This is a genomic window from Acidovorax sp. LjRoot117 (assembly GCF_964252695.1).
Classification (GTDB): Bacteria; Pseudomonadota; Gammaproteobacteria; order Burkholderiales; family Burkholderiaceae_C; genus Acidovorax.
Genome location: NZ_CAXUPO020000005.1, coordinates 1 through 14,652, shown reverse-complemented (window position 1 = coordinate 14,652; position 14,652 = coordinate 1). Strand labels below are relative to the sequence as shown.

Sequence of the window (14,652 nt, the reverse complement as noted above, 5' to 3'; positions counted from 1 at the left end):
TTGCTCACTGATTTCCGGCGCATCTTGATCAAACTGGCATTCGCAGAAACAAGCAAACTGGATATCGTGTGAGTTTTCAATGGGCCGACATTGAGCGATTGGGAAGGTATGCAAGTTCTTCAGCGCCTGCGAAACTCAGCGGTCTGACCGTTCGTAGCCTAGGGCTTTCATTGCCCGGTTGAGAGTTACCGATGACTTGTCATAGCCGCTCCAAGGCGCGTTCCCTTGCCTCAACCGTTGGCCAACAGTTTTAACGCTCCAGTGAGATCCGCTAGTGATCTTTTCGAGCTCATCCCACTTGATTGGTACTGATATTCCCATGCCTGGCCTTGCTCTTGCAGTCCACGCACTGGCGGTGGTCGCACCAAAGCCATTTCGCAGATAGTCGACAAAGATTCTCCCAACACGATTGCGAGGCCCCATCTTTGCCACAAAGCGCTGCGGTATGGTCTTGGCAAGATGCGCAACGACAGCTTCCGAGAAGCCTTTCACAGTGTCCCAGTCATGCATACGTTTGATCGGTACAACGACATGAAGGCCCTTGCCACCACTGGTTTTAAGGAATGGGTGTAACCCCAATTCCTTGATAATTACCTGTACCAAACTCGCAGCCTCTTGCATTTCAGGCCACGTCACGCCATCTCCTGGATCAAGATCAAAAGTCATTCGATCGGGCTTCAGGATGAGATCCTTGCGAGCGTTCCAAGTATGGAACTCAATTACGTTCATTTGCGAAGCAGTGAGTAGTCCCTCAGGCTTTTGTACTTCCAGCAGAGGAGGGTGTCCATCGTGCAGTCGTGATGGCAACTGACCGATGCCTTTCATTTCGCCCTTGTCCAAGTGTTTCTGAAAAAATTGTTGTCCGTCGATACCCTGGGGGGCACGAACCAGTGAAACGGGCCGGCCCTGCAGGTGGGGAACAATGAGCGGAGCCACGGTCGCGTAATACCGCACCAAATCGATTTTCGTGGTACCGGTAGCTGGATCTATGACGCGCTCTGGATTTGAGACACGCAGATTGGCAGCCAGTTTGTTTTTACTCGTAATCGGTGTGGACCCCGATAAGTGCGCAGGCTCTTCCCGAATGATCTTGCTCGCTGGCTTGTCGGCGCGCAAGCCGTGGAAGACTGAGTGGCGGATTTTGCCCTCCTTCGTCCATTCAGCAAAAACCACCTCTGCTAGCAATGTCGGTTCGACCCAGTGGGCCTTCTTTTCGATAGCCTTTGGATTTGCGAAAGGGCACTTGGTGATCTGCAGTGCGCTCAGTTTCTCAAACAGATCAGCGAGGACACGCTCGCTGAAACCCGTTCCTACACTTCCGGCATACTGAAGGGCACCATCGCCTGTGTGCACCCCTAGTAGGAGGGATCCAATGCCTTTGCGGGAGCCTCGCGGATCAGAGAACCCGCCTATGACAAACTCTTGACGGTGAGTGCACTTCAGCTTTATCCAGTCTGCGCTTCGCCGGGAAACGTAGACCCCACTTTTGCGCTTACCTATAACGCCTTCGAAGCCCAGTTTGCACGCTGAGGAAACTAGCTCGGAAGGACAAGCTTCAAATGCTTCGCTATACCGTACACGATCGTTTCCAGCATTGCCGATCACGCTTTCAAGAACTTCGCGCCGCTCAATGTTCGGAAGACCGCGGAGGTCGCGCCCATTGCAGAATGGTAAGTCAAATGCCCAAAAAACCAGGTCTTTGGTGGCTTTGCCATCGAAAGCGTTTTGCAGGGCTTGAAAGTCGGGAATTCCGTTGGCATCAGTGATGATGACTTCGCCATCGATCCAAGCAGACTTCACAGGCAACTGACCAATTGCCTTAGCCAGATCGGGCATTTTCAAGGTCCAGTTATGTCCATTGCGTGTGAAAAGTTGTGCTTTGCCTTTTTCAATTCTGGCAAGAATGCGGTATCCATCAAATTTCAGCTCCCAGAGCCAGTCACTGGTGTCCGCTGGAGGGCCGTCTACCAAAGTTGCCAGCTGCGGCGGCAATATTGAGGGCGAAGTGCTTTTGGGCGCTGCGTCTAAGCTCTTGGCCACAACCTCAGCACTTGCCAGTGCGACGGCCGGAGGGCGAGGAACTTGCACAGGATCGAGCCCTACAACGCTATCAGGCATCTCTTCGACCAAGTTGAAATCAGACGCTGAGCGCTCGTTCCCGTCGTGCTCTTTGATAAGTAGCCAAGGCGGCTGCTTGTCACTCCCTCGCCCATGTATGCGAACGAGAGTCCAATGACCTCGCATTTTGTGCCCATGAATTTCGAATTTAAGCTTGCCCTTGCGATGACCTTCCGCAGGGTCACCAACCGGAATCCAGAATCCACGGTCCCAGATGATCACGCGGCCAGCTCCATATTGGTTCGCGGGAATTTTCCCTTCGAACGTGTTGTACGAAATGGGATGGTCTTCGACCTGAACTGCCATGCGTTTTTCGGAAGGGTCGTAGCTGGGGCCTTTAGGTACAGCCCAACTTTTCATCGTCCCATCGATCTCGAGCCGAAGGTCATAGTGCAACCTGCTGGCCCAATGTTTTTGAATGACGAATTGAAGCGCTTCTACACCGGGCACGCCACCCTCTGCAGGCTCTGGTGTCACGGTGAAGTCGCGTTTTTTCTTGTATGCGTCAAGCGCGTCGCCGGCTTGCGAAGGCAAATGTTTTGCGGCGGCTTTGCGTACCGGCTTTGACTGTGCCTCGCGTGTTGCCATGACCGTTCGCCCTACTTGCCGGTTAAGTGGGCACGAACGGCCTCAGCGGAGTTGCCTACGGCTTTTACTGCATTGCGCAACTCATTTTCAGTGCAATTCAAAGACTTGCACCAATCTCGAACTTCATACTCTTCAGAGAGGCTGATCAACTTGCGATCATTGGCAGTTTCGTTTTTGTCGTCGGACATGATAGCTCCTACAAAAAAACCATGTTAGTCATTGGCGCTATTCGATGGTGTAGGAGAACTGGCAATAAAATCTCGGTGAGGGATGGGTGATGCGCGCTTCAAGCCTTCATTTGCCCAAGCCTTTAGACGGGCCTGCAAGCCCTGCGGTGCCCATCGTGCCATTCCGACACGCGGAGCTCCATGATGCCCACCTGCTTTGGGCAAAACCCCGGATAACTAAAAACTGCTTATTGGCTTCGGCCATGGCGAACCATAACAGCTCAGAAATAATGCGGGCCTATTCCCGCGAACCCACTGTACGATCTCAAGTTTCTTAAGATGCAACGGATCACATGAAGAAATTCTCAACCACAACAGGGCCATCGGCCGAGCTGCTCACCATAGGTGCATTGGCCAAGCGCATCGGGTTTGCCTCATCTGCCCTTCGGTACTATGTGGAAGGTGGCTTGATACCCCCCCGCCCATGCGCCGGGAGAGCGGGCACCGTATCTATCTGGAATCGGCGCTGGGCGTGCTGATCCTCATCCGGCACTGCCGTGACCTAGGCTTTTCAATTGATGAGACCCGTGAGTTGGTCGCACTCTCCACCAACGGCGAGCGAGACTGTGTTGAGGCTCGCGCCATTGCCCAGACGCACCTGGCTGCTGCGGGCCAAGATGGCGGAGTTGCGTCGTTTGGACCGAAGCCTGTCGAGTTATGTGCGGGCTTGCAGCGAGGGCTGTGCCGGTGGACCTGCGCCAAGCTGCAACATCCTCACCGACCTTCGGCACAGCGTGCCTGCAGCGACCGATTCCTCGGGGTGCTGCTCGTGAGCCGATTTGCGCTGGAGCGTTAAAAGGTTCGGCCGTATCTGATGGCTATTGAATTGGGTCTCGCGGTGGACACGGCGTGGCTTGGTCTCGGCCCCGACCCTGGACACCTTCGTGGCCCACCTTGGCGGCGTTGCTGTTTGCCACTTTCCACAGGTACCGCTCCCAACGCCGCAGACTTCGCCTTATCGGCCTTGCGGATTCAGGCGCGCATCTCTTTACTTCGACGCGAGCGAGCGAGAATGCGAGCGGGCTCGGCGCAACGCGCAGCGCCTCGCTCGCAGCCGTCCACGCCGGGCCTGCCAGATTGAGCGGGGGCGTAACTAAGTCAACGTCAGCCTGGTCACTGCTTCCACGCGCGCCGGGTTTTCGTCGGTCATCTCCGCCGCGTCGTAGCCAGAGATGCCGCTAAGGATGTGTTCGCCTTCTAACACAGTGAGCAGTTCCTTGGGACAGAGGCTCAGGCTGTCGCGCCGGCGCCGTCTACTGACTAGTTGAAGAACATCTAGTTGCCGACGCATCAGGCCAGCCGGATCGAATAGCTGCTGCTGCATAGATGGACGCCACTGGCGCGACTTACCAGATCACATTTCCGTTACTTGCGGGTGGGCATCCCGCTGTATCAGAATGGCATCCCGCCTTATAAGGCGTGAATGCAGAGCTAAATGCCTGTCCGCGCTCCACCGTGCCCATAGGGCCGCTCTATGCTTGTAGCATCCGCCAAATCCGTCGTCATGCCGACCTCTTCTCCATTTCTACCAGCCCGGCTCGAGGGTGACATGGCACGCCGCATAGCAGACCATGCGTGGCAGGCTCATGCTCTTGGTCCGCCAGACCAGTGGCCGCAGAGCCTCCGGCACGCGGTGGCACTGCTGCTTGAGTGCAAGCTCCCGATGTACTTGGCTTGGGGGCCTGGGCTTATTCAGTTCTACAACGATGCCTATCGTCCTATCCTGGGCGACAAGCATGAGGGCGCCCTGGGAGGCTCGGCGCGCGATACTTGGTGTGAAATCTGGCCGACCATCGGTCCGATGTGGGATGCTGTGCTGCAGGGTAAAGCCATTGGATTCGACGATTACAAGCTCACGATCGAGCGGTATGGCTTTCCTGAAGACTGCTATTTCAATTTTTCGTACAGCCCCGTGCGGGACGACGACGGTATTCCCAGAGGCGTGCTCGTCACCTTCGCGGAAACAACGGCCAAGGTGCTGAGCGAGCGGCGGTTTCGCTTCCTAGACGAGCTCGCTCAGCTCACGCGAGTTCTCAGTGACCCTGCGGAGGTAATGCAGGTCACCGCGTCCATGCTGGGCAAGTACCTTGGAGTGAACCGATGTGCATACGCCCACGTGCTGGAAGATCAAAACACCTTCGATCTCATCGGCGACTACAACGAAGGCGTGGCTAGCATTGTTGGGCGCTACAAGTTCACGGACTTCGGCCAGCAGGTCGGCGACTTGATGATCGCGAACGAGCCGTACGTCAACGAGGATGTGGAGACCCATTCGATCACAAGAGATCTTGACCTCGTCGCCTACCGCTTAACGCAGATTCGTGCCGTCATCTGCGTGCCGCTACACAAAAGCGGCAGATTCGTTGCCGCCATGGCGGTCCACCAGACAACCCCAAGAAACTGGAATGCGGACGAAATTTCGCTGGTGCGCACGGTGGTGGATCGGTGCTGGGAATCACTTGAGCGCATTCGGGCTGAACGGGACAAGGCCCTGCTGCTGGACAGCGAGCGCGCAGCTCGCCAGGACGCAGAGCGTGCCAATTCGTTCAAAGACAACTTCCTGGCTACGCTTTCGCATGAGCTGCGAACACCTCTAACAGCCATCACCGGCTGGGTCCACATTCTGCGTCGCAAGTACGGATCAACCCATTCTGACCTCGCAAAAGGTATCGATGTTATCGAGCGCAGCACACGCTCGCAAGCGCGCCTGATCGGAGACCTGCTGGACATGAGCCGGATCAGTTCTGGAAAGCTTCACATGGACATGAAACCCATGGACTTGGCAACTTGTGTTCGGACGGCATACGAGCTGATACTTCCCAATGCGCACACCGCCGGGCTAGCGGTTGGTGCCGATGTGGCCCCGGTGGGCACGGTACTCGGCGACGTTGATCGGCTCCAGCAAGTCGTCACGAACCTTTTGTCCAATGCCATCAAATTTACGCCCCGTGGCGGTTCAATCCATTTGCGGCTGTCCCACGAAGGCAACGAAGCGGTCATCGCCGTGTCGGACAACGGCATCGGTATCAACGCGGAGTTTCTTCCGCATGTCTTCAAGCGGTTTCGCCAAGCCGATGGATCGATCACCCGCACGCACAGCGGGCTCGGCTTAGGTTTGTCCATCGTGCAGCACATCGTCGAACTTCATGGAGGCACCGTAGCAGCGCAAAGCCTGGGAGCGGGGACTGGCGCCTCGTTCCGAGTAAGCTTACCCCTGTATGCCAGCACATCCGAGGATCCCTCGCTATCCGCCGGCGGGGGCCCTGCGGAGCACGCCGCGCCTCGGTTGGCCGGGCGATCTGTGCTGGTGGTAGATGACGATCCTGACACCCGAGATCTGCTCAGGCGCGTGATCGAAGAATGCGGCGCGCAGGTCTACACCGCGCATGACGCCTACGAAGCGATGGATTTAATCGAAGCGCACCACCCAGACGTCGTGTGCTCAGACATCGGCATGCCAGGCATGAACGGGTACGAGCTTTTGCGCTGGTTGCGAAATCAGCCACCAGAGCGCAGCGGACTGGTTCCCGCCATAGCGATGACGGCATTCGCGCGCGCGGAAGACCGAGAGCGTTCGCTGTCTTCAGGTTTCCATTGCCACCTGTCGAAGCCACTTGAGCCGCTAAAGGTGCTGGCAGCGATTGAAGAATTGCTAGCGCCCCGGCAGATTTGATTTGCTGAAAAGGCATCGCCTGGCAGTTACTATTGAATGATGAACATAGTCGAAGCGCACGCACCGCCACGTGCATCTACGCGACTCTGCCATGGCGCGCCATGTCCTAGTCAGTGCTTTAGCAGCTTGTGAGATCCTCCCTGCGCCCTGTCGGACTGCGAGGCAGGCATGCCCTCTTCGTCGATGGAGTGCACCTCCTTGTTGGAGCCTGCGACCTTGGCCCGCTCAGCCAGGCGCACATAAAAGCTGGCCACGTCGCGGAGATCCTGCTCATCCAACTCTTCGATCCCAATCATGCGGTTGCTCGCCTCGCGGTTGGCGGCCAGGAGCTCGTTGAGTTTCAAGTGGATGGCCACGCTATCCTTGTTCTGGCTCTGCTGGATCAGGAACACCATCAAGAACGTGACGATGGTTGTCCCGGTGTTGATCACGAGCTGCCAATTCTCCGAGAAGTGGAAGATGGGACCGGCAGCTGCCCACAGCACCACGGTGATAAGCGCTACGCAGAAGATCCCTGGCGACCCAGCCCAGCGTGTGACGCGCGAAGCGAAGTGGTCGAACGCTGTTTGCAGTGCCGACCGATCAGCATATGAGGGGCTGCTGGTCGATGGCATTGATCCTAGTGCGTCGGTGCCATCTCCATCGACCCGAACTTGCGCCTTCATAAGTGTCTGCCCCTCAGTTCTTTAGTGCTGAACCCGGCTCGGCCATCTTGCGGTGTTGCTCGGCCAGCACTTGAGAGGGCGTGACCTTGGCCATAATGGACTGCAGCTTGTTTTTGAAGCCGTGCACGACATCTGCTTCACCGTCCATCATGGCCGTAAAGCCAACTTTAGCTACGTCCGCCGGGTCGGCTTTACCATCGTCGGCGCCTACCTGGGTGTCCAGCATGCCGGCACGTGCGAAAAACTCTGTGTCTGTCGCACCGGGCATCAGGCACGTCACACTGACGCCCGAGTCCTTGAGCTCGTTGCGCAGTGCCGCGGCAAATGAGTCGATGAAAGCTTTGGTAGCGTTGTAAACGGCCTGGAAGCTGCCTGGCATGAAGCCTGCAATGGATCCGGTGATGAGGATGCGTCCTCTACCCCGTTGCCGCATGGGGGGCACGATCCTGTGAAGTAGATAGAGGGTGCCGGTGATGTTTGTATCGATCACATGCTGCACATCGGCGAAATCTTGTTCCAAGAACCCCTTGCCCAGTCCATGTCCGGCATTGGCCAGCAGTGCATCGACGTTGCGGCCGGCGATAGCCTCCACCAGCGCGTCAACCCCCTGTCGGCTGGCAAGCTCTGCCTGCACCACAGCTACCTGAGCGCCCAGCATACGCAGGTCGCTGGCTGCTTTGTCGAGCGGTTGGTCGGCTGCAATCACTAAATCAAAGCCATTTTCAGCGCATTGGCGCGCCAAGTGATAGCCAATGCCGGACGAGGCACCAGTGATCACTGCAAGAGGGCGAGTAGACATAGACATCTCCTGAAAGCGATATTGTTGAATCTCGGTTCTGCACCTTCCCGTCAGCTATAAGCCCAATGCGGATGGTGCAAAGTCCTACGTACGACGTTAACGCTTGGGTGCAGAGTGGTTTTTGCTCCATGGCTGGCCATGGAACATCGCTAACCCACTAAGGAGTCCCATGCGAGCCCTCACCTACCAAGGCGCCAAGGACGTGCGCGTCGAGAGCGTCCCTGATCCAGTCATGACCGCCAGTGACGATCTTCTACTGCGCGTGACTGCAACCGCGATCTGCGGTTCAGATTTGCATATTTACCGGGGCAAGATTCCGGGCATGAAGGACGGCGACATACTGGGTCACGAATTCATGGGCATCGTCGAGGAGGTGGGCAACAGCGTGACCGACCTGCGTCCGGGCGACCGGGTGGTGGTTCCCTTCGTGATCGCCTGCGGTTCATGTTTCTACTGCGACAAGACATTGTTCGCTGCTTGCGAAACCACAAATCCCGGGCGTGGCGCTATCCTGAATAAGAAAAATGCCACGTCGGGCGCAGGCATGTTCGGCTATAGCCACCTTTATGGCGGCTATTCGGGCGGACAAGCCGAGTATGTGCGCGTGCCACGCGCAAATGTTGGGCCGCTCAAGATCCCGAATGTTTTAAGCGACGAGCAGGTGCTCTTCCTCTCGGACATTCTGCCCACGGGCTACCAGGCCGCCGTGAATGCGCAGATCGGGCCTGGCTCGACGGTAGCCATCTTCGGCGCAGGCCCCGTAGGACTGATGAGCGCCCTGTCCGCACGCTTCCTCGGGGCCGAGCAGATCTTCATGGTTGACCATAATAGTTACCGACTGGAATTTGCGCGCGAGACCTATGGGGTGATTCCCATCAACTTCGACAAAGACGAAGACCCGGCCGAGATCATTCTCACCGCTACTGGAGGTCATGGCGTGGACGCAACCATCGAGGCCGTGGGCTTCGAGGCCAAGGGCAGCGCCCTTGAAACCGCACTCACGGCCATCAAGCTCGAAGGCTCCAGCGGCAAGGCACTGCGCCAGTGCATTGCAGCAACACGCCGTGGTGGGGTTGTCAGCGTGCCAGGCGTGTACGCAGGCTTCATCCACGGCTTTTTGTTCGGCGACGCCTTCGAGAAGGGTCTGACTTTCAAAATGGGACAGACGCACGCTCAAAAGCACATGCCCGAGTTGCTAGAACACATCGCCAATGGTCGGATGAAGCCCGAGGTAATCATCTCCCACCGCATGAAACTCGAAGACGCGGCGCGTGGCTACGAAATCTTCGAAAAGCGCGAAGACCATTGCCGTAAGGTTGTTCTGACACCTTGATTGGCCTCGACCACGCCTCGCATTTCAGGAGCTATCCATGTTTGAACTGAGTGGCACATGGTGGGAAATACCTGTGCGTGCGACACTTGTGTATATCGTGCTTTTAGTTCTGATGCGAGTATCTGGTCACCGGACGGTAGGTCAGTTTACGCCGTTTGACTTACTCATCGTCATGCTGCTCAGTGAGGCCGTCTCCAACGGATTAAATGGCGAAGAGAAGAGTCTTACTGGCGGGTTGGTCTCTGCTGCAACTTTGATAGGCCTAAATCTATTTGTAGCGTTCATCACAGCGCGTAACCATCGGATGCAGGTACTTGTCGAAGGACGGGCTGTCTTGATAGGGCGTGACGGTAAGGTATTCGAAGATGTGATCAAGCGTCACCACGTGCCCTTATGTGACGTCGAAAGGGCCCTACGCGAAGCAGACTGTGACCTAACCGATATGAGGTTCGCATTTCTTGAAGCCGACGGACAAATCAGCATCCTTCAGGAATCAGGTTCGCCAGTTGAGAAGTAGTGTCTTCTGGCACGGTATCTGTGCAAACGGGGGGACCGCTGTGCTGCCCCCTCCCTATTGTCGAAAGGTGATGCGTTTACGCTTTGCCCGCCGCGGCAGCATCTTCAATTGCTGCAGCTTGGCCAAGCTGGCTCAGTTTCTCGTCAGTAGCTTTCTCCTCAGCGAGAGAAGCCTCCAGCAGAGGTACTGCTGGGGAATACCCCAGCTTCTTTGCCAATGTAATGAGCGTGTTGTAGCTTGCAATCTCGTAGTGTTCGACTTTCTGAGCAGCTCCAATCAAGGCTACATCGAGCACAGGACCTTTGTCGATTTCGTCGATCAGGTCCTTACCCTCTTCTACGAGGCCTTCCATCGCAGCGCACTTAATGCGCTTGAGCTTCAGGTTGAGCAGTTCCACCACTTCGTCGATCCGCTCGACCTGCCCGCGTGTTTCTTCCAAGTGATCGAGGAAGGCTTGGGCAAGGTGCTGATCGGCGGCCGCGCGGGCCATCCTGGGCAGTGATTTAGTCATCTGCTTTTCAGCGCTGTAGGTATCGGAAAGTTCGTGGACAAAAAGTTCAGCTACTGTTTTGACGGCCATGACGAAGTCCTTTCGGTAGAAAAAAAGGAATGGTCCCATCGGCTTGACCCTTCGTAAGTCAGACAACATCGACATTGCGCACTGAGTTCAGGCGGCAAAAAATTGGATGGTTCGCCAAGCTCCAATGGTCGAAACTTCCCACCAGCGTTTATGACTGCGATTTCCTCACAGAACATTTGAGCACCTGGGACATTTGACGCAGCGCTGCTTCTTTGTACTCCTCATTCTCCGCAGCTGTACAGTCGCGCGGCACCCAAACCTCGTACCCACGCATGTACGCATCCATCGCTGTTAGGTGCACGCACATATCGGCAGCTAGCCCTGTGACGATCAATTCACGCACCTTGAGCTGTTTGAGCAAGTGGTCCAACGGGGTCGCGTGGAACGCAGAATGCAGTGGCTTGAGGATGGTGAGATCGTTGTTCCCGGGCTCAAGCAACGTAGCTATCTCACCGCGAGCCCCTGGCAAAGCCTTGCAGGCGCTAAGAAGGTCCTTGAATTCCGAGCGCCATATGCCGTAGTTGTCGTTGGCGTAGATTGCGGTTACGCCCTTGGCATCCAAGCGCTTCTTCAACCGCGCCGTGGCTTGCGCGGCCTGCAGTGCTGCGGCCACCAACTTTTCGGCCCCCGGAAACTGCATAGGATTAATGAAGTCCACTAGCAAGATAACCTTCGGGCTGGGCCGAAGATGGGGCTGTTTGGCCTGGTGAAAGAAGCTGTGCTGCGTTGCCATACTTGGTCGTCCTTTCGCATCGGTATCGTCAGCGCTTCTGCGATGGCCGGTTACTACCTGAGCATTAACTCAGGCAAGATCAGGCCAGCGGGCAAACATCAATGTTAGCGGCGAGCCCACTGAATCCTGATTCCCACGTGCGCGCATCAGCAAAATTGAATGCAAGCCAACCCACTCAGCATGACAGTGCAGCCCAACAAATGCAGCAACGGCGTACTGTTCAGCTCTTGCCACTGCTTCGGTCTAGCAGTCAGTCGGGGTGGGCCCGTCCTTCAAGCAGCCCGCTTGACAGGCTCCAGCCCGCGCGCGAGTTCAGTCCCCGGTGTCCAAGTCCAGGTGGTGGATGCATTGCGTGATGGCGACCCTGTGGCATTGACCTGCAGGCGGTACCGCAGCGACGAAGCACCTTCGTCGGCCTCATCCACGAACTGGGTGCCGAGCTTGCGCATCGATGTCTCGTTCTCGACCACACGGCGGACAAACCCGCGCTGACTCTTGAAATCGATGAACCGCGGCAGCAGTCCGTCGCCCAGGATCTCGGCGGGATCTCGCCGCTCTACGTCCTTGAACAGTTTTAAAGCCACTTGCAGATGGCCCAGCTCGTACTCCAGAAAACGCTCCCACAGCGCACGGATGCGAGGGTTGGTCTCTTGCGCCGCACACCCGGCGTAGTTCCATACCTCGCAGGCTTCGGAGATCACCAGCTTTTCCAGCGGGGTCTCGTTCGGGTTGAGCATTGAGCCATAGTGGGTGATGTGTTGCGACTCTACAGACGCGATTTCTGCATAGAGCTGGCGCGCCAGAGGGTCGGCGAAGAGCGGGCCGATGTTCATGTAGTAGTCGTGCGTCTGGTACTCGCCTCCTGTGAGGGTCAGCGCGTGCAGCTTGGTGCTCAGTCCGGCGTTGGGGCCGTAGGGCTCAAGCAAATCATGTTCCGGGGCTCGGTGGTGCTCCCATGTGGGCCGGGCTGGCACGATGTCGGTATAGCCCTGGGTGATGTTGTTGGCGTCCTTGCCTTCCAGGCGGTCCAACAGCGCGCTGTACCGGTACAGGTGGTCAAAATCTTCCAACAGAGCGTAGCGGTAGCCCTGCGCCAGGTAGGGATCAGACTCCAACTGGGCAATGGAGGCCGTCACCTCGATCGCAGTCTGTTCGTAGCCGATGGTGGTCTCCAGGGGAGAGTGATCGGCACCAATCAGCCAGTTGATGGTGGTGGCCTGGTGCTGCTCCACCCGCATCAGCTGGGCGAGCTGCACGCGAGCGTCGGCATTCATTCGCAAAGCCACCTGTTTGGTGCGCAGAGAATCCAACTCCAGCCCATTCATGAGAATGGCACGCACTCGGGTGAAGGCGTCGTCATCCAGCTTGCTGATGGGTTTGCCCACCATGTCTTTCCACGCCATTCCCTGGCGATCCAGCGGAACGCCCTTGTCTTGCAGCAGGTTGATGGTCATCGGTATCTCCTTGTGAACTATGCGGCGACGGTGGGCGTGCTGACGGCGGTCAAGGCCGCGACCCAGCTCTTGACAATAACGAGGTGCTCTTCTTCCTCTTCCAAGGCGCGCTCGAACTGCTGGACGAGATCGCTCTCGCCCGCGTCTTGCGCCAAGGAGATCAACAGCTCCCAGCCGGCGTTGTCGGCTAGCTCTGCAATGAGGATGGCGTTGAGCGACTGCGCGAACGTGGTTCTCGGGTCCGTGACGACCTGCATGAGACCCATTGATGCAGTCGCGGCCACGTCGGCGCACGGAGTCTGCGCTGTGGGGTCTCCCCCCAGCGATCGCATCGCTTCGCTGAGCATCAGAAAATGCTCATGCTCCTGCTTACGGATGAGCTGCAAGGTAGATGCCGTGTCTTGCCCATCCTGATCGAGCGGCGTGGTCAGTACGGGCATGTCGGCTTCCTCTTGCGTCAGTACTTGGTACTTCAGGATGAGTGCGTCGTACAGCCGCGTGCCGGTGCGCTCGAAAGCGATGCGCTCGCCGATCTTGTCCATTAGTACATCAGGGCGCTCACCGATCAGCTTGTCGAAGCCCGTCTTGCGCATCCCGTGGATGGTGACGGGCGGTGGAATCGAGCCCAACGAGTCGGACTCGATGATGTAACTGCCTCGGTCCGCGTCGCTCAGGGTCTTGTCCAGAGGCTGGGCGGGCGCCCAGCGTTCATTGGCCTCGAGCATGGCCCGAACTCCGTCTTCAGCGACCGTAGCGCCGGTGCGGTTTTCTCCAGTGGTTGTGGGTTGCATTGCAGAGTCCTTTCGTAGGGAAATCCCCAACTTTCAGGATCTGCGGTGGGCAATTTTGTAGGAATTCACGCCTCTAAAAAGTACAGTTAAAGCTACTGCTTCAGCTGTTGTGCTATCCCGTTCTGGTCACTACCTCGCCCCGCAGTTTTTGACCGGTTCTCGAAGCAGGCTTCGGGTCCGTCCTCTGCTTGATCGTGGCTACTAGGTGCCCGGATGCTGTGACTTGGTCCATGGGATCGATCAGGGCTGCTCGCCGCCCGGGCGGTCGCGTAGACGTCCACCACCGTGGCATCTGCATCCTTCATGCCGTACTGGTTGTAATTAGGTGGCTGGTTTTTCCCTGCCATGTGTTTTTCCTAGTGGATGCGAAAGTTGAACAACATTCGCGGGGGAACGGTGTTCACCAAGTGTCGAAACTTCCACAGGCTGTGTTGTTGAGGCGCTCTGTGCGGGTGCTGTAGGAGCGCGCCGGGGCGGGGTAACCAGCAGCCACGGTGGCAAGCAGACGTTCTGCACCCATCTGTGTTCCTTCGGACAGCGTCCTACAGACCGGATCAGCCTGCAGGCTTACCTTTTTGGGTCAAACTTCCACTGCAATGCCATGGCAACACAAGCCACTCAGGCGACCACCTCCCCAGCATCCGCTCCTGCACGCACGCCCTTCCAGGTGGATGATCTCTACCTTCACATGAAGATCACGGAACTGCACTGCACGGCGCGCCTTCAACGCGCAGTCTGCGCGGTTCAGTCGGTGGACCGCAAGAAAAATGACTACCAGTCCAAGTTGTGGATGTATGGACTGGAAGACTCCGAAGTCTTTCAGATCACCCATGGCACCGGTAAAGACCACTCGCCCTGCTGGGGACAACGCAGGCGAACTGGTCCTCTACCCCAATGAAGGACACGCCTTTCTCACGGATGGCGCCCCCGCATGCAGAGCCGACGCGGCAGCGCGCATCATCGACTGGTTGACCCAACACACGGTCAATGAAACGTACTGCGACGTCGAGAAATCCGCCTAATCTATACCTGCTGATGGCCCTCTAGCGTCGCATGCTGCATACTCTTTCTCCAATGCTGGATGCTATGCGGTGAGCATCCATAACGCAGTTGGAGCTTTGCCTCGCGGTATTGCTACTTCACTGGTGGCTGTGATTACATAACATACTCGAGT

The 14,652-nt window shown here is 57.1% G+C and carries 14 protein-coding genes; 6 read left to right on the top strand and 8 right to left on the bottom strand.

Going from position 1 to position 14,652, the window contains the following annotated elements:
• Positions 1-135 precede the first annotated feature (135 nt).
• Both ligD and ACSQ3D_RS15190 read right to left on the bottom strand, forming a co-directional pair.
• A complete protein-coding gene (gene ligD, locus ACSQ3D_RS15195) occupies positions 136-2,706 on the bottom strand; it encodes a DNA ligase D (RefSeq protein ID WP_436127470.1) in 2,571 nt (856 codons plus the stop codon).
• Between the two features lie 11 nt (positions 2,707-2,717).
• Positions 2,718-2,894 carry a DUF3606 domain-containing protein gene (locus ACSQ3D_RS15190; RefSeq protein ID WP_436127469.1) on the bottom strand — a complete coding sequence of 59 codons (177 nt, stop codon included), beginning with the start codon at positions 2,892-2,894 and terminating at the stop codon, positions 2,718-2,720.
• Positions 2,895-3,226: 332 nt separating this feature from the next.
• On the opposite strand from ACSQ3D_RS15190, the gene ACSQ3D_RS15185 reads away from it, so the two are divergent.
• The 3 genes from ACSQ3D_RS15185 to ACSQ3D_RS15175 all read left to right on the top strand — a co-directional run bounded on the left by ACSQ3D_RS15185 (position 3,227) and on the right by ACSQ3D_RS15175 (position 6,606).
• Complete coding sequence (locus ACSQ3D_RS15185) at positions 3,227-3,412, top strand: MerR family transcriptional regulator (protein ID WP_436127468.1); 186 nt, start codon at positions 3,227-3,229, stop codon at positions 3,410-3,412.
• Complete coding sequence (locus tag ACSQ3D_RS15180; RefSeq protein WP_436127467.1) at positions 3,358-3,729, top strand: MerR family DNA-binding protein; 372 nt, start codon at positions 3,358-3,360, stop codon at positions 3,727-3,729. The genes ACSQ3D_RS15185 and ACSQ3D_RS15180 overlap by 55 nt, the downstream gene beginning before the upstream one ends.
• A 708-nt stretch (positions 3,730-4,437) precedes the next feature.
• Complete coding sequence (locus ACSQ3D_RS15175) at positions 4,438-6,606, top strand: ATP-binding protein (RefSeq protein WP_436127466.1); 2,169 nt, start codon at positions 4,438-4,440, stop codon at positions 6,604-6,606.
• 110 nt (positions 6,607-6,716) lie between these two features.
• On the opposite strand, the gene ACSQ3D_RS15170 is transcribed toward ACSQ3D_RS15175, so the two are convergent.
• Together ACSQ3D_RS15170 and ACSQ3D_RS15165 are read right to left on the bottom strand one after the other, a co-directional pair.
• Positions 6,717-7,271 (bottom strand): low affinity iron permease family protein, encoded by a 555-nt coding sequence (locus tag ACSQ3D_RS15170; protein WP_436127465.1) that lies wholly within the window; start codon positions 7,269-7,271, stop codon positions 6,717-6,719.
• 13 nt (positions 7,272-7,284) lie between these two features.
• Positions 7,285-8,076: an SDR family NAD(P)-dependent oxidoreductase gene (locus ACSQ3D_RS15165; RefSeq protein WP_436127464.1), complete on the bottom strand. Its 792-nt coding sequence runs from the start codon at positions 8,074-8,076 to the stop codon at positions 7,285-7,287.
• A gap of 163 nt (positions 8,077-8,239) precedes the next feature.
• On the opposite strand from ACSQ3D_RS15165, the gene ACSQ3D_RS15160 reads away from it, so the two are divergent.
• Both ACSQ3D_RS15160 and ACSQ3D_RS15155 read left to right on the top strand, forming a co-directional pair.
• On the top strand, positions 8,240-9,403 hold the full coding sequence (locus tag ACSQ3D_RS15160; protein WP_436127463.1) for a zinc-dependent alcohol dehydrogenase: 1,164 nt from the start codon (positions 8,240-8,242) through the stop codon (positions 9,401-9,403).
• A gap of 37 nt (positions 9,404-9,440) precedes the next feature.
• Positions 9,441-9,920: a DUF421 domain-containing protein gene (locus ACSQ3D_RS15155; protein ID WP_436127462.1), complete on the top strand. Its 480-nt coding sequence runs from the start codon at positions 9,441-9,443 to the stop codon at positions 9,918-9,920.
• 76 nt (positions 9,921-9,996) lie between these two features.
• Here the strand turns inward: ACSQ3D_RS15155 and ACSQ3D_RS15150 are convergent, their stop codons facing one another.
• The 4 genes from ACSQ3D_RS15150 to ACSQ3D_RS15135 form a co-directional block, all read right to left on the bottom strand.
• Positions 9,997-10,500, bottom strand: coding sequence for a ferritin-like domain-containing protein (locus tag ACSQ3D_RS15150; protein WP_436127461.1), 504 nt, complete (start codon positions 10,498-10,500; stop codon positions 9,997-9,999).
• A gap of 148 nt (positions 10,501-10,648) precedes the next feature.
• Positions 10,649-11,233: a cysteine hydrolase family protein gene (locus ACSQ3D_RS15145; RefSeq protein WP_436127460.1), complete on the bottom strand. Its 585-nt coding sequence runs from the start codon at positions 11,231-11,233 to the stop codon at positions 10,649-10,651.
• A 272-nt stretch (positions 11,234-11,505) separates the two neighbouring features.
• A complete protein-coding gene (locus ACSQ3D_RS15140) occupies positions 11,506-12,687 on the bottom strand; it encodes a hypothetical protein (RefSeq protein ID WP_436127459.1) in 1,182 nt (393 codons plus the stop codon).
• 17 nt (positions 12,688-12,704) lie between these two features.
• On the bottom strand, positions 12,705-13,478 hold the full coding sequence (locus ACSQ3D_RS15135; protein WP_436127458.1) for a ferritin-like domain-containing protein: 774 nt from the start codon (positions 13,476-13,478) through the stop codon (positions 12,705-12,707).
• A gap of 601 nt (positions 13,479-14,079) precedes the next feature.
• Here ACSQ3D_RS15135 and ACSQ3D_RS15130 point away from each other — a divergent pair.
• Positions 14,080-14,376 carry a hypothetical protein gene (locus tag ACSQ3D_RS15130; RefSeq protein WP_436127457.1) on the top strand — a complete coding sequence of 99 codons (297 nt, stop codon included), beginning with the start codon at positions 14,080-14,082 and terminating at the stop codon, positions 14,374-14,376.
• Positions 14,377-14,652: the final 276 nt, after the last annotated feature.